The organism is Streptomyces sp. YGL11-2, assembly GCF_050054615.1.
GTDB lineage: Bacteria > Actinomycetota > Actinomycetes > Streptomycetales > Streptomycetaceae > Streptomyces.
The window spans coordinates 25,214-46,917 of record NZ_JBNHIN010000047.1; the positions used below are offsets into that span (position 1 = coordinate 25,214).

General features: G+C 67.8%; 16 protein-coding genes. 9 read left to right on the forward strand and 7 right to left on the reverse strand.

Features of this window, described 5'->3' with window-relative positions:
- Window positions 1–105: 105 nt before the first annotated feature.
- The gene (locus ACO1BR_RS34650) at window positions 106–1,290 is read left to right on the forward strand and encodes an IS701 family transposase (RefSeq protein ID WP_426799074.1); all 1,185 of its coding nucleotides are present in this window, start codon (window positions 106–108) and stop codon (window positions 1,288–1,290) included.
- An 830-nt stretch (window positions 1,291–2,120) separates the two neighbouring features.
- Here the strand turns inward: ACO1BR_RS34650 and ACO1BR_RS34655 are convergent.
- From ACO1BR_RS34655 to ACO1BR_RS34665, 3 genes are all read right to left on the reverse strand, one after another.
- The gene (locus tag ACO1BR_RS34655; RefSeq protein WP_426799075.1) at window positions 2,121–2,915 is read right to left on the reverse strand and encodes a hypothetical protein; all 795 of its coding nucleotides are present in this window, start codon (window positions 2,913–2,915) and stop codon (window positions 2,121–2,123) included.
- A gap of 8 nt (window positions 2,916–2,923) precedes the next feature.
- On the reverse strand, window positions 2,924–3,418 hold the full coding sequence (locus ACO1BR_RS34660) for an RNA polymerase sigma factor (protein ID WP_426799076.1): 495 nt from the start codon (window positions 3,416–3,418) through the stop codon (window positions 2,924–2,926).
- Between the two features lie 128 nt (window positions 3,419–3,546).
- Window positions 3,547–4,860, reverse strand: coding sequence for a trypsin-like serine protease (locus ACO1BR_RS34665; protein ID WP_426799077.1), 1,314 nt, complete (start codon window positions 4,858–4,860; stop codon window positions 3,547–3,549).
- Window positions 4,861–5,458: 598 nt separating this feature from the next.
- On the opposite strand from ACO1BR_RS34665, the gene ACO1BR_RS34670 reads away from it, so the two are divergent.
- On the forward strand, window positions 5,459–6,205 hold the full coding sequence (locus ACO1BR_RS34670) for an alpha/beta fold hydrolase (protein WP_426799078.1): 747 nt from the start codon (window positions 5,459–5,461) through the stop codon (window positions 6,203–6,205).
- A gap of 217 nt (window positions 6,206–6,422) precedes the next feature.
- Here the strand turns inward: ACO1BR_RS34670 and ACO1BR_RS34675 are convergent, their stop codons facing one another.
- From ACO1BR_RS34675 to ACO1BR_RS34690, 4 genes are all read right to left on the reverse strand, one after another.
- Window positions 6,423–7,670, reverse strand: a complete 1,248-nt coding sequence (locus ACO1BR_RS34675; protein ID WP_426799079.1) for a hypothetical protein — start codon at window positions 7,668–7,670, stop codon at window positions 6,423–6,425.
- A gap of 560 nt (window positions 7,671–8,230) precedes the next feature.
- Window positions 8,231–9,118, reverse strand: coding sequence for a DUF5655 domain-containing protein (locus tag ACO1BR_RS34680; RefSeq protein WP_426799080.1), 888 nt, complete (start codon window positions 9,116–9,118; stop codon window positions 8,231–8,233).
- 98 nt (window positions 9,119–9,216) lie between these two features.
- Window positions 9,217–10,620 carry a phospholipase D-like domain-containing protein gene (locus ACO1BR_RS34685; protein ID WP_426799081.1) on the reverse strand — a complete coding sequence of 468 codons (1,404 nt, stop codon included), beginning with the start codon at window positions 10,618–10,620 and terminating at the stop codon, window positions 9,217–9,219.
- The gene (locus ACO1BR_RS34690) at window positions 10,613–14,035 is read right to left on the reverse strand and encodes an AAA domain-containing protein (protein ID WP_426799082.1); all 3,423 of its coding nucleotides are present in this window, start codon (window positions 14,033–14,035) and stop codon (window positions 10,613–10,615) included. Before ACO1BR_RS34690 ends, ACO1BR_RS34685 begins: the two co-directional genes overlap by 8 nt.
- Before the next feature lie 211 nt (window positions 14,036–14,246).
- On the opposite strand from ACO1BR_RS34690, the gene ACO1BR_RS34695 reads away from it, so the two are divergent.
- From ACO1BR_RS34695 to ACO1BR_RS34725, 7 genes are all read left to right on the forward strand, one after another.
- Window positions 14,247–14,723, forward strand: coding sequence for a hypothetical protein (locus ACO1BR_RS34695; RefSeq protein WP_426799083.1), 477 nt, complete (start codon window positions 14,247–14,249; stop codon window positions 14,721–14,723).
- A 405-nt stretch (window positions 14,724–15,128) separates the two neighbouring features.
- A complete protein-coding gene (locus tag ACO1BR_RS34700; RefSeq protein WP_426799084.1) occupies window positions 15,129–15,335 on the forward strand; it encodes a hypothetical protein in 207 nt (68 codons plus the stop codon).
- A 62-nt stretch (window positions 15,336–15,397) separates the two neighbouring features.
- A complete protein-coding gene (locus tag ACO1BR_RS34705) occupies window positions 15,398–17,332 on the forward strand; it encodes an ABC transporter ATP-binding protein (RefSeq protein WP_426799085.1) in 1,935 nt (644 codons plus the stop codon).
- Between the two features lie 215 nt (window positions 17,333–17,547).
- A complete protein-coding gene (locus ACO1BR_RS34710) occupies window positions 17,548–18,195 on the forward strand; it encodes an RNA polymerase sigma factor (RefSeq protein ID WP_426799102.1) in 648 nt (215 codons plus the stop codon).
- Window positions 18,188–18,937, forward strand: coding sequence for an anti-sigma factor family protein (locus ACO1BR_RS34715; RefSeq protein WP_426799086.1), 750 nt, complete (start codon window positions 18,188–18,190; stop codon window positions 18,935–18,937). Before ACO1BR_RS34710 ends, ACO1BR_RS34715 begins: the two co-directional genes overlap by 8 nt.
- A gap of 86 nt (window positions 18,938–19,023) precedes the next feature.
- On the forward strand, window positions 19,024–19,242 hold the full coding sequence (locus ACO1BR_RS34720; RefSeq protein ID WP_426799087.1) for a hypothetical protein: 219 nt from the start codon (window positions 19,024–19,026) through the stop codon (window positions 19,240–19,242).
- A gap of 181 nt (window positions 19,243–19,423) precedes the next feature.
- Entirely contained in the window at window positions 19,424–21,637 is a 2,214-nt protein-coding gene (locus ACO1BR_RS34725; protein WP_426799088.1) for an ArnT family glycosyltransferase, read from the forward strand.
- The last annotated feature ends 67 nt before the right edge of the window (window positions 21,638–21,704 follow it).

Here is a 21,704-nt window from a genome sequence, read left to right on the forward strand (position 1 = left end):
GCCGGGACAGCAGAACAACAAACTCGTGATCTGGACTCAGCACACGCCCTAGTACTGCAACGGTCTTTGGCGTGACGGTTGGGCAGGTTGGTCGTTGGTGTGGTTGTGGGTGGGGATCTTGCTGATGTGAGGGTGTGGGCGGGTGAGTTGGAGACAGTGCATGGGCGGTTTGTGCATCGGTTCTCCAGGTCGGAGCCGCGGGAGTCGGCACTGGCCTACATGCGGGGGTTGATCGCTCCGTTGGAGCGGAAGAACGGGTGGACGCTGGCCGAGGAGGCCGGCCATGCGGGCCCGGACCGCCTCCACCGGTTCATGAACCGGATCGAGTGGGATGCCAACGAAGTCCTGGCTGACGTACGGGACTACGTCGTCGACAACCTCGGTGACCGGGACGCAGTCCTCATCGTCGACGACACCGGATTCCTCAAGAAGGGAGTGCGGTCGGCGGGAGTGCAACGGCAGTACTCCGGCACGGCCGGACGGACGGAAAATTGCCAGATCGGGGTCTTCCTCGCCTACGCCACCGACCGCGGCAGAACGCTGATCGACCGTCGCCTGTATCTGCCCACGTCCTGGACGGATGACCGCGAACGCTGCCGCCAGGCCGGCATCGACGACACCGTCGCCTTCGAGACGAAGGTGGCGATGGCCAAGAAGATGGTCCGCCAGGCGATCGCGGACAAGATCCCGTTCCGGTGGGTGACCGCCGATGCCGCCTACGGCTACAGCAAAGGCTGGCGCTTCGAGCTCGAGCAGGCCGATGTCTTCCACGTCATGGCCACCACCCGCCACGACACCGTCGTCACCCGCTGGGCCATCGACCACCCCGTCCACGACCTGTTCACCGACCTGCCCCGGCAGAAGTGGAAGCGCCGGTCCTGCGGGAAGGGCGCCCACGGACCGCGCGTGTTCGACTGGGCACGCATCGAGGTCCGGCCCTGGCACCGCCCAGACCGACGGCACTGGGTCCTTGCCCGCCGCAGCGTGAGCCGCCCGCACGAGATCTCCTACTACATCGCCTACTGCCCCGCCGAAACGACCCTGGACAAACTGATCCACGTCGCCGGCAGCCGTTGGGCCATCGAGGAGTGCTTCCAGACCGCCAAGGGCGAGTGCGGCCTGGACGACTACCAGGTCCGCCGCTACCCCGGCTGGCACCGCCACATGACCCTGGCCATGGCCGCCCACGCCTGCCTGACCATCCTGCGGGCCCGCGCACTCGACGCCGGGAAAGCAGAAACGGATCCTCCCCCCTCATCCACCTCAGCCTCGCCGAAATCCGACGCCTGATCACCCGCCTCACCCACCGCCAACCCCCACCCATCAGCCACGTCCTGCACTGGTCCCACTGGCGCCGCAAACGCCAACACCAAGCCCGCACCAGCCACTACAAACGACGAGGACACAGCCCATAGAACTGCCCAACCATCAGCACAAACACCGTTGCAGTACTAGCCCGCCTGCTGCCCGCGTCGAAGCGGCCCGCTTCCGCAGCCGCGCTCACCTCAACCACGGCGCCCCGGCGGCGACATCAGCCGCAGCTCTGCACTCCGCCACACCTGACCGTCACCGTCACCGGAGCCCGTAATGAACGATCACACCGGCCGCGCCAGCCTGTAAACAGCCGAAGTGTACGCCGTAGCCCATGAGTTCGTCCGGCTGCGTGTCGAGATCAACGCCCGATGCCTCGAGCGGTCTTGTGGATCTCACGGCCGCGCCCAAGCAGCTCGCCACCCTGAGCGGACTGATCCAGAACTATCCGACGAGTTAATCGAACGCGCCGTAGACAGCGACCCTGGCCTCGGCCAGTCATCGACGCCGACACCTCGGCGACCGTGCCTGCTGCCCAGGCCATGGAGAACTACACAGCCGCGTAGCAGAGCTGGGCTCCCCGCGCTGCTGGGCCGAAGCCGCCGCGACGGTGAACATCCGGGACGCCCGAGTGACCGCATTCCACATCGCCCACGAGCAGGTGGAGATCGTGCGTGGTGATAGTCGACGAAGGTCGCGAACTGCGAGACTCGGGCGACCGCTTGGACAACGCGCTGCCACGTATCGCGGCCGCCGCGATGCGAGTCATCACGGCTCACGGCGCGGCCTTGGCCTTCTCCGCCGACCACTCATGGTGCGGGGACGTTCTGCAGAGGCTGCTCCTGTACTACGAGAGGATCCGGGTTCAGCGCGTGTGGGTCCAGCGGATGCGTGCGTCCAAGGGCCCTGTCGGACGCGATAACAGCCAGCGTGGTCTTCTCGCCGGGGGACCACAGTTCCGACCAGGAGTGACCGTCGCACACGGCGTCTGCGGGGAGTGTGACCGTCACCGAGTAATGCTCGCCTGGCGCGAGCCGGAGCGCGTGCGCCACGCCGAGCTGGGTCCCGCTGAACGTGGGGGTGGGAACCCCGGGAGAGGGGGCTGTGTTGCTGTCCTGGCCCGCGACGATCTTTCCGTCCTTGAGAAGCAGGATCCGGGGAGCGGTGGGGGTCAGGGGCACCGGGATACTCGCCGCCTTCCTCGCCGTGAGCGTGACGGTGATTTCCGGCGCTCCGCTGGGTGTGCGTCGAGGGGAAGTGACACGGAAGTCGAGGGCGTCATTGCCGGTCTCATGCGCCACGGGAGGCTGGATGGGGTTACCGCATGCATAAGAGCGGGCTTGGTGCGGGAACGGTATACCGCTCGGCGTGGTCTCTTGGCCAGCTGGGCGGACGTTCGGAGCCGCGGCAGGGGAGAACATGATGGCGGCCCCCCATGCTGCGCTGCCAATAAGGATGATCCCGAAGGATGCCGCGGTGCCTCCAAGCAGTCGACGGCGGTTCCTGATCTTTCCCGCCACCGCCTGCAGGGAAATGTCCAGCGGACCGATGTGGTGGGCGGCGTCGGTCACGCCGCGCCGGATCTGCTCTTCTCCGGTGTCCATCGCGGTACCTACCCTTCGGACGTAACGTGCCATGCGGCGGCCAGCCGCTTCCTGGCGTCATCGAGGTGACGCTTGACCGTGCCGACGCCGCAATCGAGGAGGGTGGCTATCTCCTGCAGCGGCCGGTCCTCGTAGTAGAACAGGACGACGCACGCCCTTTGGCGCGGCGAGAGCTCTTGGAGAAGCTGGACAACGTCTGCCCGTTCGGTAGACGCATCGGCGGCGGGGCTATCTCGCCGATCCGCTATCCGGGGCATGATCTCAAGCCAGCGTCGTCGCCGCGCCGTCTGGTCCAGGTGATAGTGGAGCATTGCCTTGCGCACGTAGGCTTCCAGCGCGGGCAGGGCCCAGTCCCGGCGAGGACGGGCGAACACTCTGATGAGCGCCTCTTGGACGAGGTCCGAGGCGTCTGCCTCGGAGCCGCACAGTAGGTAGCCGTAGCGCTTGAGGGCGGTACCTCTGCCCTGCGCGAGCAGCTCAAGCGCCTCCTCCCAACTGGGCACCAGTCCTCCTCAGGTTCGAGCTCACACGAGTAATACGAGTGAGAGACGGGAAAGGTTGGGGGCACCCGGCATGCTGGTGGCCGTTCTCTGCTGCTGCGGAGGAACGGCCACCAGCATGCGGGAGTGTCTCAGGTCGCAGGGTTCAGCTGGGCATACCATTTGCTGAGAATGTCCGGCGTCTCGGTCCAGTAGACGGTCGGGCCCCCCTCAGAGTCCTCGGCGGACATGATGCCGCGTGACTGCCGCTCATTGGAGCCTGAGATGGAGAACACGGCCCCACCGCTGTCGCCCGTGTGGATAGCCCACCCTCCGTCGGTTTTCGTCCCTTTGACGCCACGAACGGTGACCGTCTCCCCGTCATCGTATTTGAGGTTCCAGCGTATGTCGTCGTCAACGACCTTGATGCCGCAGGGAACACCATGGCCGGAGAAGTACGACCACGCTCCGTCCTGGCACACAAGGTCCCCAGCATGGGAGTAGGCCGAGCTGGTCATTGGCACGTACGAGTTGAGGTCGCCTTCGTCTGAGTTGCTCGTATTCCCATCACCCGAGTCAATGATCTCGCTGTCGGTCTCCGGTTCTTGGCCGACGACGTCACCCACATAGTTCGCGCCAGTGGTGTTCCCATCGAACTGCCCCTTGTCCCCACCTCCCGTATAAACTTGAACTCGATCGGGACCTCGGAAACAGTGGCCGGCAGTCACGAGGAAGTCGTGCCCTTTCGAGACGATCGACATGCCCGCGGTGCAATAGTGGACGAAATTGCCATCGACGCTGCTCAGTACATCACCGGCGATGAACGGCTTCTTGTCGTTCCATCTTGCGTCCGACCAGGTAGCGGGCTTCTTGGGAACCCCCTTCTCGAAGGTTATCTTCACGTGGGATGCGTTATTGAGAAGAGAGCTATGCCCTTTGGCAGCGAAGGACTGCTGCAGCGCGCTCTGGGCCGAGGCAGGATCAGCAACGGTGGCCTCAACACCGGACCCATCCGTCGCTACGGCGGCGGCGTAGATATCCACGGGGATTTGGTGACGGAGGGATGCCTTCATCATCTGGTCTGCCGCAGCATCGAGTGCCGCATGGCTATAGGAGGACCGTTCCAGTCGCGCCAGTCTGACGTCACCCCCTGCACGTCTAGCCTCCTGAAGAAGGCCCCTGCCTGCTTTGAGATCGGTGACGTACACGACTACTTGGTTGCTTGGGGCGTCGATGTAGACGTTCGAGTAGGTACTCGCAAATCTCCGCTTCCCTGTGCCGTCTACAGCCCCCGCTAACGCACGCAGAGGGTTGAGGAGCTTCTGCTGAGCCGCAAGCGGCATTCGAGCGATTTCCTGGATCGACTTGACGTTGTGCTGGCGCGATTCGGCAGAGACTGTCGGCGCAGCAATGCTCGTAAACGTCAGGCCGAGTGCGACGGCAGCAGCTTTACCTCGGAAGTGCATCTCATTCCTCCGGTTATGAACGGGTGCATGGATAGAACAGTTGCTCTCTTGCGCGCCACAAGCTACACGCCGTCACACTGGTTACTCGCACGAGCATTCGAAAATTTTGTCCGCCCTTTACTGGATGTCTCGCCTCGTGCCGGATCCTCCAACTTGGCTGGTTTTGAACCAGATCCACGACTCGATGTGGGCGACGCCGCCACGCCCTGACTCCGGGCTCCGACCTCTCGCGGGCCCGTGCATAAAGGAGTTGCGCACTTCTTGCCGCTGTTCACCGGCCTGTTGGTTGCAGAACTCCAGCAGTGGGCTGAAGACCATCGCTGCGCGCTGTCGTCGGCTAGAGCCTGTTCCAAGTTCAGTTCGCAGGGCGGGTGGTCAGCGATCCGGCCAGTGCTGGAGCAGTGCCCCGACCGCCGCCGGGAATCAGTCGAGGCGATGGATGGGCCAGTCAACTGCCGTGGCATTCCTCCTATGTGGGGCGTAGGGCTCACCCGCCTCCTACCGATCTAGGACGGCTTGCGTCCTAGATCGGGTCTACCTTCGTTCGACCTTGTTGGAAGGCGCTGTCCGTACAGCACCCGACTGGAAGATGAGCGAAATGGCGACGTATGTACTGGTTCCCGGCGCCTGGCTGGGCGCGTGGGTCTGGCAGGACACAGCCCACGCATTGACGAAGCTCGGTCACCGAGCACTGCCGCTCAGCCTGACCGGGCTGGGCGAACGAACGCAACACGGCAGGCCCGACACCGACTTGGACACTCATATCGGAGACATCACCGCTTTTGTCGAGGCGCTGAACCTGTCCGACGTGACGCTCGTGGCGCACAGCTACGCGGCAGCGCCGGTGAGCGGCGCCGCCGGTCGGCTCAGCCGACGGCTGCGGCGGCTGGTCTACGTCGACAGCGCGCCGTTCAGTGAGGGCATGAGCTTGCTCGGACTGATGCCGCCGGAGCGGGTGGCGAGGATCCGACGACAGGTAGCCGAGGACGGGGAGGGCTGGCGGCTGCCGCTGCCTCCGTTTGAGGAACTGGGATCCGAGCGCACCCTCGACGGGCTCGGACCCGCACAACGCCGGCTGCTGCGGGCCCAAGGCATGCCGCAGCCCTTCCGTACCTTTGAGCAACCGTTGGCCAGCGTCGCCACGCTCGGCCCCGAGGTGGACCGTGTGGTCGTCGCCTGCCATGACTTCACCGCGATGCTGGACGCCAGCGAGCCGCTGCTTGCCGGTCTGAACATGTCGCCGTGGCGCCGGTTCGACCTGGCGACCGGGCACTGGCCGATGCTGTCGGTCCCGGGCGAACTGGCGGCGATCCTCAACGAGGTCACGTGCGACCACGCCGACTGACGTCGTCTCGACAATACGTCGGGGATGACCAGTAGAAGTGCTGTGTGCGGGGTGATCTGAGCGAAGCCGAGTGGGAATTGGTCGAGCCGCATCTACCGTTGGGCGAGCGCGGGCCGATCTCCAGGCTGCGTCGGCACTTCAATGCGGTGATGTGGCGGTTCAGGACGGGGAGTCCGTGACGGGACATCCCCGAGCGGTACGGGCCCTGGTCGACCGTCTACGGTCGGTTCCAGATCCGGGTCGCCGCCGGGACCTTCCTGACGCTGATGGACACGATGATCGCCGAGGCGGCGAGTCGCGGGCAGGTCGACTTGTGCCTGGTCGGCGTGGACTCCACGGTGTCCCGCGCGCACCAACACGCTGCCGGGATGGCCGTCGGCCCGGAGCTCCTGGCGGAACTGGAGAAGACCGCCGCAGAGGAAAAGGGAGCTTCACGAAAGTGGCGAAACGCCCTGACGGCCGCGGCGGCAGCCGACGCCGCCGACCCTGAACGGGAGCAACGCCGCCGCAGACGGCGGCGCCGAAAGGCCCGGCTCCGTGCAGCCAAGCTCGGGCGGTTGCGTGGCGGACTCAGCTTCCGCCACGCGATGGGTGGCTGTGTCGTCACGATGACCAGTTCGCCCCTCCATTCCAGGTTCTTGGGTGCCCGGATGCCGAACGCCCACGCGGCGTGGTGAGCGGTGTGCTCCTTACCGCCGTCCCAGGGCTCCTGCAGGTTCATGCCGCAAGGGCAATTGCCGCTGCCCAACGTCTCCACAGCACGGAATTGGACTGGGGCCGCGCCGTAGCTGAGGCCCTGGTCTCGGCCGCCCGCCCAGAGCCGGATGGGCGATTCTCCCGACTCGACGTAGCCGGTCCAGCGGTCCGCCCACCCCGGGGACCGGTCGGGGAACATCTCCCGTCGCTGCCTCTCGGCAGATGACAGCGTGGGGCGAACCCACACGCTCCCCGCGGTCGCCCGACCGTTGAGGCGCACTCCGCACCCCTTGGCCTTGCCGCGCAAGAACCTCAGGAACGCGGCAGGCGGCGAGCCGAAGTCGACGCCGCGGACCAGCTCCCGCTCGCCGGGAGCAAGCCAGTCGTCGATGGGCAGCGCCAGCCGGTCGGCGAGCGCATGGAGCATGGTGTAGTCGCGATCGAGTTCGGCTACGCGCAGCGCCTCGACCGCCGCCTCGACGTGGGGGAACTGGACGAGCAGGTCGACATAGCGTGGACCGTTCCCCCACGAGAAGCCTCCCGGGTAGCCGTCGTACCGAATGCGGTCGATAGACGCGTCACGCGCCCTGTCGTGGGCTCCCGTGTAGGCAGCGGGCAGCTTGGGGGCATGTCCCAGCGAGATCGCGGCATCGACGTACCCATCGCGGTCGAGGTTGACCGTGGCGTACCAGCGAGAGGCTCGGACGCAGATCTTCCGGGAGCGCCAGTCCCGTGGGTCGGGGTCGAGGTAGGTAGTTCGCTCGGTCATGTGCTCTGCTACTTGTGCTTCCTCGCCACCTTGCGTGCGATGGCCGCGGGCTTCGGGGACATACCCCTATGCTGCCCCTACGGGGCCCGCTGGGCTGCCGCTCCGGTTCACCTCGTCCGTCTCTTCCATATCCGCCTGGCCAACGCGGTGGTGTACGTGAGCAGTTGAAACCTCTTGGGGTACTGCGAAGGCCAGCAGGCAATCACCGCTTCCAGTGGCCTCGATTTCATGACCGAAGAGACGGTTACCGTGTTGAAGAACTACGACTGGCAGATCCGCAACAGGGGTTGATCCAGGTCAAGTTGGACTGGTCAAGCGACTCGCTCGTCATGGGCGATAGCGGCACCGAGATCACGCTTCTGACCGAGCCGCGCCGGTACGGTCCCGCCACGTGAGTGCGGCAATGTAGCGGCGGATCCCCGGTTACCGAAACCGGGGATCCGCCGCATCCTTAGAGATCCACCGCCATTCCCTGACCGACACGACGAAAGGCAGCACGGCAACTACCAGCCCACAACTGCACATCCCTGCCACGCGCGACCGGGCCAGCCGCTGATCTGCTACGCCGCGGCGTAGCTGAGCTGGAACAGGTGCTGTGCATGCTCCAGGTCCCGCTCCGTACGCAGCTGCACTTCTAGGTCGCCGGTGCCGTGGTGGCCGAGCCCTGTCACGTCCCGAGTGAAGCCGGGAACGAGGTCGACCTCCTTCGGATCGGCCTTGAGGTAGACGAGGAGCTTGGTCTGCTGCGGTGGGCACACGCACGCGAAGTTCCGCAGCCGCTGGTAGGCCGTGTACTGCTGGCGCTGGACGCGGGTGATGTCGTGCCCGAGGCCAAGCAGCACCTCATCGGTCGCCTCGGCCAGCTCGGCCAGGGCTCCGTCCTGCCTGCGGTCGGGTGGCAGCGAGGCTGCGCGCCGGCGGACCCGTTTGGCCGTGGCCGAGTGTCCCGCGACGGAGGCCACGGTCTCAAGGCCGATGTGGTCGCTGCCGAAGTATCGGTAGCGGACCAGGTCGATCGAGCGCCGGTGCTCGCGTACGGCGTGCGCGTCGTAGCGGGTGAAGTCGCCGGCAACGCAGATGAGCCTGGGGCTGCTCCACACGACCTGGGACGCGGCCGTGGCCCCGAGCCGGTCGCGGACCAGGTTCCGGAAGGCATCCTTATGGGCCGTGAGCCACGCCATGTAGTAGAGGCCCTGGTTGATCACGCCTGCGTCTTTGTCGCGCTTGTACTCGACGATCACCGGGGCGTTGTTCTCGTCGAGGCCCAGCGAGTCGATCCGTCCGCCGTCGACGCAGTCGATGACGTATTCGCTTGCCAGGAACCGCACCCCCAGCATCGTGTCCATGTGCGTCTCGATGAGGTTCTGCACATCCGCCTCGACCTCAGCAAGTCGCGGCGCGACCTCCGTCACGCCGCCTCTCGTGTTGAACAGCTTCAGCCCCGACACCGTTCCCTCCTCGGCTACGGGCGCTGCAACAACCGACGGTGTCCGTTGATTCCCGTCACTGTCCTGGGAGGTTGTGGACGGTGGCGGGGTTCGCTCGGCTACTTGCGCTGTTGCTCGATCAGTTCGAGATAGCGACTGTAGTGGGGATCGGTGACCTGTTTGTCGTGGACGAGAGTGCCCTCCTCCATCCGGTAGGTGCGGTCGCGGTCGCCCTTGAAGGAGAGCCAGTTGAAGCTTGTGGTGACCCATGTGTCGTCGAAGACGAGGACTTTGGCATGGGTGCTTTTGAGCCGGCTGAAGACGAACTTCTCCTTGTAACGGGCGGCGAGGTTCTCCAGGCGCCGGATGGCGAGCGGGTCGGACTTGTTGTCATTGTCTTCGTAGCCGTACGCGATGTGCACGGTGACGCCGCGCTGGAGGCGAGTCTCGAGCTTGCTGAGGAACTCGGTAGTAATGATCGCCTTCTTAATCCACGGGGAGATGATGAGGAGCCGGGCCCGGGCCTGGGTGAGTGCCTGGTCGAGGAGGTCGGGGTGCTCAAAGACACCGATCGCCCGGATTTCGTGAGCAAGGTCCGCTGGTTCGGCAGGGTCCCTCTGGCGCGGGATGGGGCCTGGCGCTGAGAGATGCACGGCTGCCTGTTCGGTGCGGTGCTGTGTGATGTCAGGCAGGGCAGTGCGGGCCTCTTCTAGTTCCGGTTCCAGGACCGGGCGTTCGGGAGCGGGCTCGACGGTGATGCCGAGGGCCTTGGCGCCACCCTGTGAGATGAGGGCGAGTTCGTGGGGATGGCTGAGTTCTCCGTCGACCACGATGCCGAGCTGGATGTCGGTGCGGTCGGCGTCGGCATAGACGAGGATCTTGGCTGGCATCACCCGTCGGGCCTTGTCCTGGGTGAGGTTCTTGATGAGCAGGACGTCGCGCCGGGTGTTCCCGCTCTCGCGCAGGAGCGTGTTGATGTCGTCGGCGGAGATGTCGCCCGTCTCAATGGGGCCGTGGTGGGCGGCGGGCAGAAGAAGGACGCCTTCTTCTTCAGCCTGGCCACGGGGACGGAGAATGTTGCGTTCGTAGGGCCGAGCCTTGCGCAGCAGCTGGTCGTAGACAATGGGCTGGTTGACACGGGCGGGGGTGATGGCCGCATGATCACGTGCGGCTTGCTCGCCGCGCCGGGTCAGCCGCAGCGGCCTGGCTGCGGATTCTGTTCCGGGGTAAGGGCGGCCGTAAGCGAGGTAGTCCTGGGAGAAGTGCTGGGCGAGGGTCTGGGTGACCATGCGGTCTGGAAGTCCCAACAGGCCGGTAATGGCCGTCTCGCTACTGACACCGTTGTTCACCAGGCGGAGCAGGAATTCGTCGAGGAGGGGCAGGTCCTTGCGCTCCTGGGCGAGGACGTCTGCGGTGATCAGGGATACGGGCAGGCCGGCATCGACGATGGCGACGAGCTCGAGTCCGGGGCGGGCCTGGTGGTATCGGACGGCCAGGAGGCTATCAGCGCTGAAGTCAGGCATCGCGAATCTCGCACTCCTCGGGATGGTCGTTCAGGTAGCGCAGGACGTCGCGCAGGGCCCCGGGCTTGCTGTGACAGAAGGCGGCGTCGCCAATGACGGTGAGGCCGAAGCGGGCACGGGACAGTGCGACGTTGATGCGCCGCCAGTAGGACTGGCCTAGGAATCCGAACTGGGAGCGGTCGTTGCTGCGGGTGACGCAGAAGACGGCGAGGTCGCATTCGCGGCCCTGGACGGCGTCGACGGACAGGACTTCGTAGTCGAGGTGCTTGAGTTTGACGGAGGCCAGGCGACGGGAGAGTTCTTCAACCTGGCGTCCGTAGGGGGCGATGACCAGGACGTCGAGGGTGCGTCCGTCTGGCGGCTTGATCACGTTCTTGGCGATGGCCTGGTCGATGACCTCGAGCCGGCGGACGGCGAGCTGGGCTTCGGTGCGGTTGGAGATGCTGGTCTCGGTGGACGTACGGTCAGACTCGCGCCGATCGGGCCGCTTGGAGGTATCAAGCCACAAGACGGGCTTGCCGATCACGTCGTAGCCGGGCAGCACATGGTCGTTCAGGGAGAGCAGTTCCTCTTTGTAGAAGCAGGCTGAGATCATCTTCCCGATAGCCGGGGTCATCCGGTACTGCTCGCGCAACAGATGCCTGACCGGCGGCTCGGTATGGCGGACCAGGTAGTCGAACAGGGTCGTCGTGACCAGTTCGGGGATCAGTTGGTGGTCCGCCATGATCTTCTGTTCGCGCAGCAGGTCCTCGTCGACCGGCGGAAGCTGTTTGGTGTCGCCGACCAGCACCCACCGTTGGGCGCGCGCGAGCGGAACAAGGGCTTCGGTTGCGGTGGCCTTGCTCGCCTCATCAAAGATGCACAGGTCAAACTCGATGTCTCGGGCCGCGGGGTGGCCCAGAAATCCCAGGGCGGTGCCGCCGACGACCTGCTGGGTGCGCAGGAACGTGGTGATCAGGTTCTGGTCTGTGCCGATGCGCTGCAGCCATTCGCCTTGCAGGCTCAGCAGCCCCATCAGGTCGCGTCCCGCTCCTCCGCTTCCGAGCAGTGCCTCGACGGCGTCGCGTGCGTCGGCGGGGGTGAGGTCTTCGCGCAGGGTCAGCTCACCGGTGATCATGCGCTGGGCCTGGGTATAGAGCTCGGTGCGCTGCTGGAGGAGGTGGTCGCGCCGGTCCCGGAGGGTAACTGCCTCTTCGCCGAGTTCGCGGGCAGAGGTGGTGCGTTCGGGGGCGGGCTGGCTGGTGAGGTCGGTGAGCCTGTCGGTGACGTGGTCGAGGGTGGCGGCGAGCACGGCGAGCTCTTCCAGGAGAAGGGCGGCCTTGAGGTGGCGGCCTTCGAAGCCCTTGCGGGCGGCGACGGTCTCGAGGTAGCGCTCGGCGCGGGTGCGGACCTGCTGGGTCCAGCGTTTGACCTGCTTGTCGAGCAGGAGGGACCGCACGCTGGCGGCGACCTTCGGGTCGTCGGGCTTGCCTAGGCGCACGATCCCGTTGATGCCGGCCTGTTGGAGGCGCAGCAGGGCGTTGTCGATGGCGATGTGGGTCTGGCTGACGATGAGAATGCGGGCGTGGGCGTTGCGTTTGAGGGTCTGTTCAACGATTTCGGCGATGACGGTGGTTTTGCCGGTGCCCGGTGGCCCCTCGACCAAGAGCAAGTCCTGGCTGCCCAGGGCATGGGCGACGACCGCGCGTTTGCTTTTGTCGAGGTCGTCGCGGAACCAGGTGGTGATTTCTGCCGGTTCGCGCACGCTGATGTCGGCCGGGTTGTCGATGATCTGGCGCAGGGTGCGGTTGGCTGTCTGCCCGGCTGCGACACTGGACAGGGCGTCGCGCTGGCGGTTCAGCGCGGTCTGGCTGGGGCCCAGGAAGGGCAGCAGCACCCCGTGCCGGGGCAAGACCGCGTCGGGGCGGTTGAAGCGGACCATCAGGGTGTCGTCGGTCTGGGCGGTGACCTCGCCGCGCTCGACCGGGCGGCTGTAGGGGTAGTGCGCGACCGACCACTCCTCCCCCACCAGGTTCGCTTCAGTGGGCAGGGCGAGGTGGAAGACGCGGGTGCGACCGCTGCCAGTGACCCGTTCGTAGTCGAGGTTCTGCCGCCCGCCGGCCGCCAGCTCCTCGCGGGCGTCGAGGAGGCGGCGCCAGCCTTCGAAGAGGTTGCCCAGCTGGTGGTCCTCCCGTGCCTTGGCTGCTTCCTCCCGCGCGGCCAGGTGAGCATCCAGGCTGTCGAGCAGCAAAGTCAGGCCGCCGTAGGCGGGGTCCTCGCCGGGGTCATCAAAGGTCCAGGTAAGCACCGGTCCCAGCTGCAGTGACCGTTCCCGCCGCTTGGTCATCCACTCTTCGGAGCGGGCATCCGCGGAAACGATGACGCACCGGTCGCTGTATGCCTCGTCCTGGACGAGGCGCAGGAACCAGGAACGGCCGAAGATCCGCAGGGTCGTCCTGTCGCTCTCGCCGGTCTGCGGAATGTAGCCGTAGTCCACGTGGACGATACGGGACAGGTCGTCCAGCACGATCTGCTTGGCTCGGTCCCAGGGGATCTCTGCGCCCGGGACGACCTCGCAGAGCGCCTCGGCGGCCTTGCGGGTCAGCTTGAGCCAACCCGCATTGGCACGGCGCGCCTGGCGGTTGTCCTGTGCCTGCTCGGCGTCGAGCAACCGCTGTTCAAGCACGGCGGCGTTCGCAGGGCGCTTCTTGGGGTCGAAGTCGACGCAGGACTGCAGCACGGTGCGCACGTCGCTGTCTAGGTCGAGGTCGGCCAGCACCTCGAACAGGTCCGCATAGTCACGGGCCTTGCCGCCGGACAGGACCTGGAGGGCCAGTACCCCGTAGCCGTAGACATCCCGCACATAGGGGATCGTGTCTTCCTGCTCGGGTGGCGCGTACAGGCTGGAGCGGAACTCCGCCACTGTCTCGTCCGTTGGGTCAACCGCCTTCGAGCGGAGCTTCGCAATGCCGAAGTCGGCGAGCTTCGGTGTGCCGTCCTCTGTGAGCAGCACGTTGCCGGGCTTCAGATCACGGTGCTCGATCTCGTGCGCGTGCGCGTGCGCCAGGGCAGCAACGAGGGGCTTGCCGGTCCGGGCGAAGAAGGCCGGCCAGCCGATCGGCCGTCCCTGTGCCATCTCGTCCTTGAGGCTGCGGTCGACCCACTCCAGGGCGATGAAATAGCGACCGAGTTCCGCGTCGAAGCCTGAGTCAAGCATGCGTACGATGTTCGGGTGCTGAAGCGACTTGAGCGACTTGGTCTCGCGCTCCAGGAAGACCTGGATCACCTCGTCGTCCCGCTGCTTGAGCAGCTTGACCGCCGCGTAGTCGCCCGAAGACCTGCTGAGGTCAACCGCCTTGCGTACCTCGGACAGGCCGCCGGGGCGCGGATCTTCGGGGAGCAGGAGAAAGCGCTCGTTGATTGTCCGTTCCCCCACGCACTACTCCTTGCTCAGCACCCTCAGCCGGTGCGCCCCAGCCGGAATAGCTATCCTGTCACCGCTTGGCTTCTGGCGTGGCAGTTGCCGTCAATTCCTTTCCGCAGCCGGTGGGATGGGTGCTGCTGACGTGGACAGCGGCCGATGTTGAGTAGTTGCCCGCCGACTTCCAAATGGCTGGTGACGAGCAACAAGCCTTACTACCAGTTGTGTGCGCGTCCTCGAGATGTGGGTCGACCCTGAGCAGCGCGGCGCCGACGAAGGGCGCATGTGGGACCTGGAGACCGAGGAACCGGCCGCCGAGATCCCACTGTCGAGGCCCGCCGCACCCCGCGCAGCGTGCATCGTCCCCCTGCCCGATGGCCACCACGCTGTGGCCATCGCCACCGCCCGCGAGATCACTCTGTGGAACCCGCACACCTGGACCTGTACAAACCGCTTCGACGCCCTGCAGACCGACGCGATGACAGCGTTCCCGCAAAGTGACGCCACCTGGCTGCTCGCCACCGGCAGCGGCACCGGCTTGCGCCTGTGGGACCCACGGTCCGGCCGCCTGGTCCACACCTTGCTCACCGCCGCCCCAGTTACCGATATCGTCCACACGCTGGCCGATGGCCCGCTGCTGCACATCGGCGGCCCCGCAGGCAGGGCCTCCCTGAGGTGGCGGCCGAGGACACACGCTTCGTAAGCAAGCCGTAAGTCCGGTGAACACCGCGGTGCGGTCAAGGTCTCTCCCCCCCGTGTTCACGCGATGCCCTCACCCGTATCGCTCTCCGCCCCCGGGCTCAGGGCGACGCCCACCTAGGCCCCAGCGTTCAGGGCACTGATGCCAAGATCCGGACCACACACGGACCAGCTCCCTACCGGTGACGGTCCCTGGCTGTCATATCGGCCGGTCAGAGCCGCTACGAGCGCTGTACCACCAGCAGACCAAGAACCTCCTCGTCTCCTACTCGCCGAAGAAGCTCGGGTTCTTCTAGAGGCCGTGGAACGCGCGACGGGCCACAGGTGCCGGGCCGAGGTGAATCCGTTTCACGGCTCCTCTCGTATACGTGACTGATGGATGGTTGGGGGACGCGAGGAAGGGGCGAGCATGGGAGTTTTCGCAGACCTGACCCCTGCGCTGGGCCGTGGCCGTCACGACCGTGGGACGACCGGCAGGCGCCGGGGCAGCGACGGGCATGACCACGACCGGGATCGGCGCGAGGGTCGGCACCACGACCGGGACTTCGACCGGGACTTCGACCGCGACTTCGACCACGACAGGGGCCGTGGAGAGGGGTTCGGAGGGAGGTACTGAGCACTCGTGCGCTCTGTGCGCGGCCGGGCTTCCCGCCCGGCCGCACCAGTCCGTGAGGCGACATGAGCGACACACGGCCGTACGCGCCCTCCCACGGGGACGCCCCGGGCGACGGCACGGGCAGGGCGAAGACGCCTCCGTCCGCGGCGAGTCGCCTGACGCGCACGGTGCGGCGCCTGCTGTCCGTCGCCGAGGACCCCGTCGGAGCAGACGGAATCGTCGAGGCCGCGCCGCCGGTGGCCCTGCGCGACATCTTCCGGCGCTTCTGGCCGTACACGCGTGGCGGCCGGCGCTGGCTCGTGGTGATCCTGGCCTTCGTCGTGCTGGGGCCGGTCGTCGACGCGGCCGAGATCTGGCTCTTCAAGATCGTCATCGACGACATGCTGGTCCCGCGCGACCTGCGCCTCTTCGTGCCGATCGCCCTCGCGTATCTGGGGTTCACGTTCTTCGCGGGAGCCCTCGCCTTCGCCGACGACGTGACCTCCACGTGGGTCGGCGAACGGTTCCTGCTGGCCCTGCGGTCGGATCTGTTCCGCCACGTCGAAGGGCTCTCACTCGGCTTCTTCGAGCGGCGGCGGCTCGGCGACGTGCTCTCCCGGGTGACCGGTGACGTCGACGCGGTCGAGACGTTCCTGCTCTCCGGGATCGTGAGCGCGATCGCACAGGTCATGCGCCTGGGCATCTTCCTCGGCGTGCTGTGCTACCTGCGGTGGGACCTGACGCTCCTGGCCCTGGTCATCGCGCCCCTGTTCTGGTTCACCGCCCGGCGCTTCTCCCGGCGGGTGCGAGCCGCGTCGCGGGAGCGGCGGCGCCGCAGCGGCTCGATCAGCGCGATCACCGAAGAGGCACTGGGCAACATCGCCCTCGTCCAGGCGTACAACCGGCAACGGTGGGAGCACGGCCGGTTCGAGCGCGAGAACCTCGGCAGGTTCCGGGCCGCCATGGCCTCCGCCCGTATCGGGGCCGTGTACACCACGGTCGTCGACGTCATCGAGCTGACCGGCGGCCTGCTGGTGATGGGGCTGGGCACCTGGGAACTGGCCCGCGGCCACCTCACCCTGGGCGGCCTGATGGTCTTCCTCACCCTGCTGAGCAGGCTCTACGGCCCGATCCGCGGCATCTCCGGTCTCGGCAACACCTTCTACTCGGCATCCGCCGCGGCAGAGCGGATCATCGAGCTGCTCGACCAGCGGCCCCAGGTCGTCCAGGCGGCGGCTCCGCGGAAGCTCGGCCGTACCCGCGGTGAGATCGTGTTCGACGACGTTTCCTTCCGCTACCCCGGGACCGCCCGGCCGGCCCTGTCGGATGTCTCGTTCGGCGTGGGACCCGGCGAGACGCTGGCACTCGTAGGAGCCAGTGGTGCCGGGAAGTCGACCGCCGCCAAGCTGCTGCTGCGCTTCTACGACCCGGACCGGGGAGCCGTTCGCCTCGACGGGCACGATCTGCGCGAACTGTGCCTGGACGACCTCCGGGACAACGTCGCCATGCTGCTGCAGGAGACCCTGGTCTTCCACGGCACGGTGCGCGACAACATCGCCTACGGCCGCCCCGGCGCGAGCGACGAAGAGATCGTCGCGGCGGCCCGCGCCGCCGACGCACACGACTTCGTCAGCCACCTTCCCGAAGGCTACGACACCGTGGTGGGGCAGCGCGGCCGGCTGCTGTCCGGCGGACAACGGCAGCGTCTCGCCATCGCCCGCGCCATGATCCGCGACGCCCCCGTTCTCGTCCTCGACGAGCCGACCACCGGCCTGGACGCGGAATCGGGCCGGCACATCCTGCAACCACTGCGGCTGCTGATGAGCGGACGCACGACGGTCCTCATCTCCCACAACCTGCTCACCGTGCGCGATGCCACCCAGATCGTGCTGCTCCAGCACGGCCGCATCGCCGACCACGGCACACACGACCAGTTGCTCGCCCGCAGCGCGGCGTATGCACGGCTCTACCGGCTGCACGGAACCGGCGGCACATCGCGGATCGAGGTTCGGCCATGAGCCGCGCACAGGCCCCGGGCCACCGCCACCGCCACCGGCGGCCAGCGGCCGGCGGCCGGCGCGACATCCGCGCACGTTCCGTAGGCCGGCCATCACCCTTGGCGTGCGGAGGCGTGCGGCGCATGCGCCGGGCGGTGGCACCGAGGGAGAATGGGTGCGTGGTCTTCCGTAGCCGCCAGGCAATCCCCTGGCCGGGGCGGACCGTACTCAAGGGTATGCAGAGGTTGCAGCTCCCCGTCGGACGCATCCCGGACGCGGCGCTGCTGGCTGGTCTGGCCACCGGTGATCCAGAGCTCGCCGACACGTTCGTCCGGCGATTCCAGCACACGGTCTTCGGCGTGGCCATCGCGGTCACCCGCGATGCGCAGCTCGCCGAGGACATCGCCCAGCAGACGTTCGAGCGCGCGTGGCGGCACGCCCAGGTCTACGACTCCCGCCGCGGATCGGTGACGACGTGGCTGACGACCATCGCGCACAACCTCGCCATCGACGCCGTCCGGTCGCGCCGGCCGGAGCCGGTGGCCCCCGAGGACCTAGACGCGCTCCTGGAGGCGGTGACCGAGACCCCCGAGCAGCAGGCGCTGGCAGACGAGGCGTCGTCCACCCTGCGGGCCGCGGTGGCACAGTTGCCCGGCGAGCAGGGCCGCGCCCTGGTGATGGCGGGCATCTACGGGATGACCGCTCAGCAGGTCGCCGACTGGGAGCACATCCCCCTGGGCACCGCCAAGACACGGATCAGGACCGCGATGGGAAAGCTGCGGACCACGCTCACCTCGCCGAATCCCCCGTATCCGCACCATCCCACCCCTGCGCATCCCACGGATCCGCCCCCCGCGTCTCCGGAGCGAGGCCGCCATGACTGAGGACCTGACCTGCGCACAGCTGCACGAGACCGGTGCCGAGCTGGCACTGGGCGTGCTCTCGGGCCGGGAACGGGCCGAGGCGGTCGCCCATCTGGACTGCTGCGCGGACTGCCGGGAGTACGTCCAGCAGCTCGCCCTCGTCGGCGACGGGCTGCTCGGCCTCCTGCCCGGCAGCGAGCCGCCGGCCGGCTTCGAAGCCCGGGTGGCGCGGCGGCTGGCCCTGGCCCAGGTCGCGCGCGACGGACGCGGGACCGAGCACAGCTTCGCGCGGCGGCGCGCGCGGCTCCGCGGCGGCGTACGGCTGCGGGTGGCCTCTGCCGCCGCCGCGCTCGTGCTCGGGGTGGGGTTCGGCGGTTGGGCCCTCGGCACGGCCATCGAGAACGTGGTGGCCGGCCCCGCACGGCCCGTCCAGGCCGGGGCCGGGATGCTGCATGCGAATCTGATCGGAGCCGGGGCGGCGCACCGGCAACCGGCCGGGGAAATCTACGCCCATCCCGGGTCGGATGGCTGGGTGTTCATGTCCGTCGATCTCGCCGACGCCGGGAATCCGTACACCGGTGACGTCATCTGCCGGCTGGAGCGAACCGACGGCACCACCGTCGGGCTCGGAACCTTCCACCTGCACGACGGGGACGGCTACTGGGGCGCCCCGGCCTCCGTGGACCCCGCCACGCTTTCCGGTGCCGTGCTGACCTCGCCCGACGGCCACGTCCTGGCAACCGCGCACTTCACCACACGGTGAACGCCGCCCATCACGAGGCACTCCAACGGGGTGCCGGGCACCTCCCGGGACCCCGTGCCGGCTCGGCCGGACGCCGATGACGACCCGTGCAAGAGCCGACGGCCGCGGACCACTTCGAAGGCTTCCTCACCGGCATGGGCTTCGCGGACGGGGATGTCCGGCGGGCGATGGTGGCCAAGCAGGTCGCCGAGATCGTCATCAAGCAGGAGCGGAACGAGACCGCCGAGGAGCTGCTGAGGAGGTTCGACCCCCCGGCGCGTTACACACCGGATGACGACATAACCGACGGGGCACCCGAGACCTGACCTTCGTGAAGGAGTAGCCCTGCCGTTCGCTTTGCGTCGCCCTGGCGCAGGTAATGAATGGCGCCGCGCGGATTAAAGGCGGAATCAGTTCGGTAAAAGGTTCCCCCGTATCCGGTGAGAAGTTCCTTGAAACTGTCGGGTGCGGCGTAGTGGGCCCCGAACATGCCGAAGACTGCTGCGCATGGCTACGACAGTCCTCGACACAACCGCCCCCGCCGGCGCCGGCGTCCGCCGCGCGCCCTGGCGATCGCCGGTGGGGCAACCTGCATACGCGCGACCGGCGCTGCTGGTCATCACCGTGCTGGCCGCCGTGCTCTACGCGTGGGGGATCAATCACAGCCAATACCACACCTTCTACGCGAACGCCGTGCGCAGTATGACGGAGAGCTGGAAGGCGTTCTTCTACGGTTCCTTCGACCCCGGCAATTCCATCACCCTCGACAAATTGCCGGGATTCCTCTGGCCGCAGGCGATTTCCGCCCGGATTTTCGGATTCCACCCCTGGGCGCTGACACTTCCTCAGGTATTGGAGGGTGTGGCGAGCCTTCTGGTCCTGTACCGGGTGGTGCGCCGCTGGGCGGGCTACAACGCGGCGCTGATCGCGAGCGGTGCGTTCCTGCTGACGCCGGTGGCGGTCGGGCTGTTCCGGACCGCCGTCGAGGACCCGCTGTTCACCCTGTGCGTGCTGCTCGCGGCGGAGGCGACCCAACGCGCCGCGGAGGCGGGCCGGTTGCGTCCGCTCGTCATGGCCGGCGTGTGGGTCGGCATCGGCTTCCAGTCGAAGATGCTGGAGGCGTGGGCGGTCCTGCCCGCGCTCGCCGCGGTGTATCTGATCTCGGCGCCGGTCCCGCTGCGGAAGCGGCTGACGCGTCTCGGGCTCTCCGCGGTGGTGATGACCGCCGTCTCCGCCTCGTGGATGGTGGCCGTCGCCCTCACTCCGGCCAACGACCGGCCGTATGTCGACGGCACCACGAACAACTCCGCGTTCAGCATGGTGGTCGGTTACAACTTCCTGAACCGCTTCTCGTCCCTGGGCATCAGTGCCGCCTCCACCGGCAGCATCAGCGCGACGCGGGGCGGCGGGGGCCACGGCGGGAGCCAGGGCGGCGCCGCGTCGCACGGTGCCGGGACGACCGAGGCGGCGGGTGCGCCGCGCGGCGGCGCACAGCACCCGCGGCAGGCCGGCGGCAGTGGCACGCCCGGTACGCACGCCGGAGCGCAGCAGGACGCCGCCCATCTGCCCGACCGGGCTCAGGGCGGCGGGCCCGGCGGCTTCGGGGGCGGCAGCCAGGACGGCTGGTCGAAGATGTTCGGCTCGGCGCTCGCGTCGCAGACCGGCTGGCTCTACCCGTTCGCCGCCGTCGCCGTCGTCTGCGGCCTCCTGTGGCGCCGCGGCAGCCCGCGTACGGACCGGATCCGCGCCGGGTTCGCCCTCTGGGGCACCTGGCTGGCCACGTACTTCCTGGTCTTCAGCGCGGGCAGCGTCGGCGGCCACACGTACTACATGGGCGTGATCGCGGTGCCGCTCGCCGCACTGACCGGTGGCGGCACCATCATGCTGTGGCGCGCGTACCGGGCCGGTGGACGCCGCGCCTGGGTGCTGCCCGGTGCGGTCGCCGCGACGGCGGCGTGGGGCGCGTTCCTCGCCGGCGAGTTCCCGTCCTTCCTGCCGCGGCTGGCGCCGGCGGTGGGCGTGCTGGGGCTGGCCGCCGTCGTCCTGCTGGTCGTCGCCCGGCCGGGCGGCGCCCGGTCCGGCGGACGGCTCGCCCTGGTCGGTCTTGCCGCGTCGCTCGCCGCCGTGCTGCTCGCGCCGAGCGCCTGGGCGGTGCAGGTCTTCAACCCGGCGTACGGCAGCTCCGGGATGGGCGCGGTCGGTCCGTCCGGCATGCGCGGCGGCCGTGGCGGCCATGGCGCGGCGAAGTGGCCGGGCGGTGCGCACGCCAGGGGAGGCTTCGGCGATTCCGGTGGCCGACTCACCTCCGACCAGCGCAAGTTGCTCGCGTACACCACCGCCCACCGCGGCTCGGCCGAGTACGTCTTCGCCACCGACGGCTGGAACAACGCGTCCCCGTACATCCTCGCCAAGGGCACCCGCATCCTCCCGCTGGGCGGCTTCAGCGGCCAGGTCCCGTTCCCCACCGAGGCCGACTTCCGGCAACTGGTGGCGTCGGGCAAGGTCCGCTACGTCCTGCTGGGCGGCGGGCGCGGCATGGGCGCCATGTTCGGTGGCGGTGGCCGCGGTTCGACGTCCGCCACCCGGATCGCCGGCTGGGTGCGGTCCGACTGCACCCGCGTCCCGGCCTCGGCCTACGGCGGTACGCAGTCCCCGAAGACCGCGACCACCGGGGAGGGCGGCACCGCGCAGACCCTCTACCAGTGCGGTCCGGCACGTTAGCCGGCCCCCGCACAAGGCACCGCCCCCGATCCGTGGAAACGGTCGGGGGCGGTGCCTTGTGCGGTGC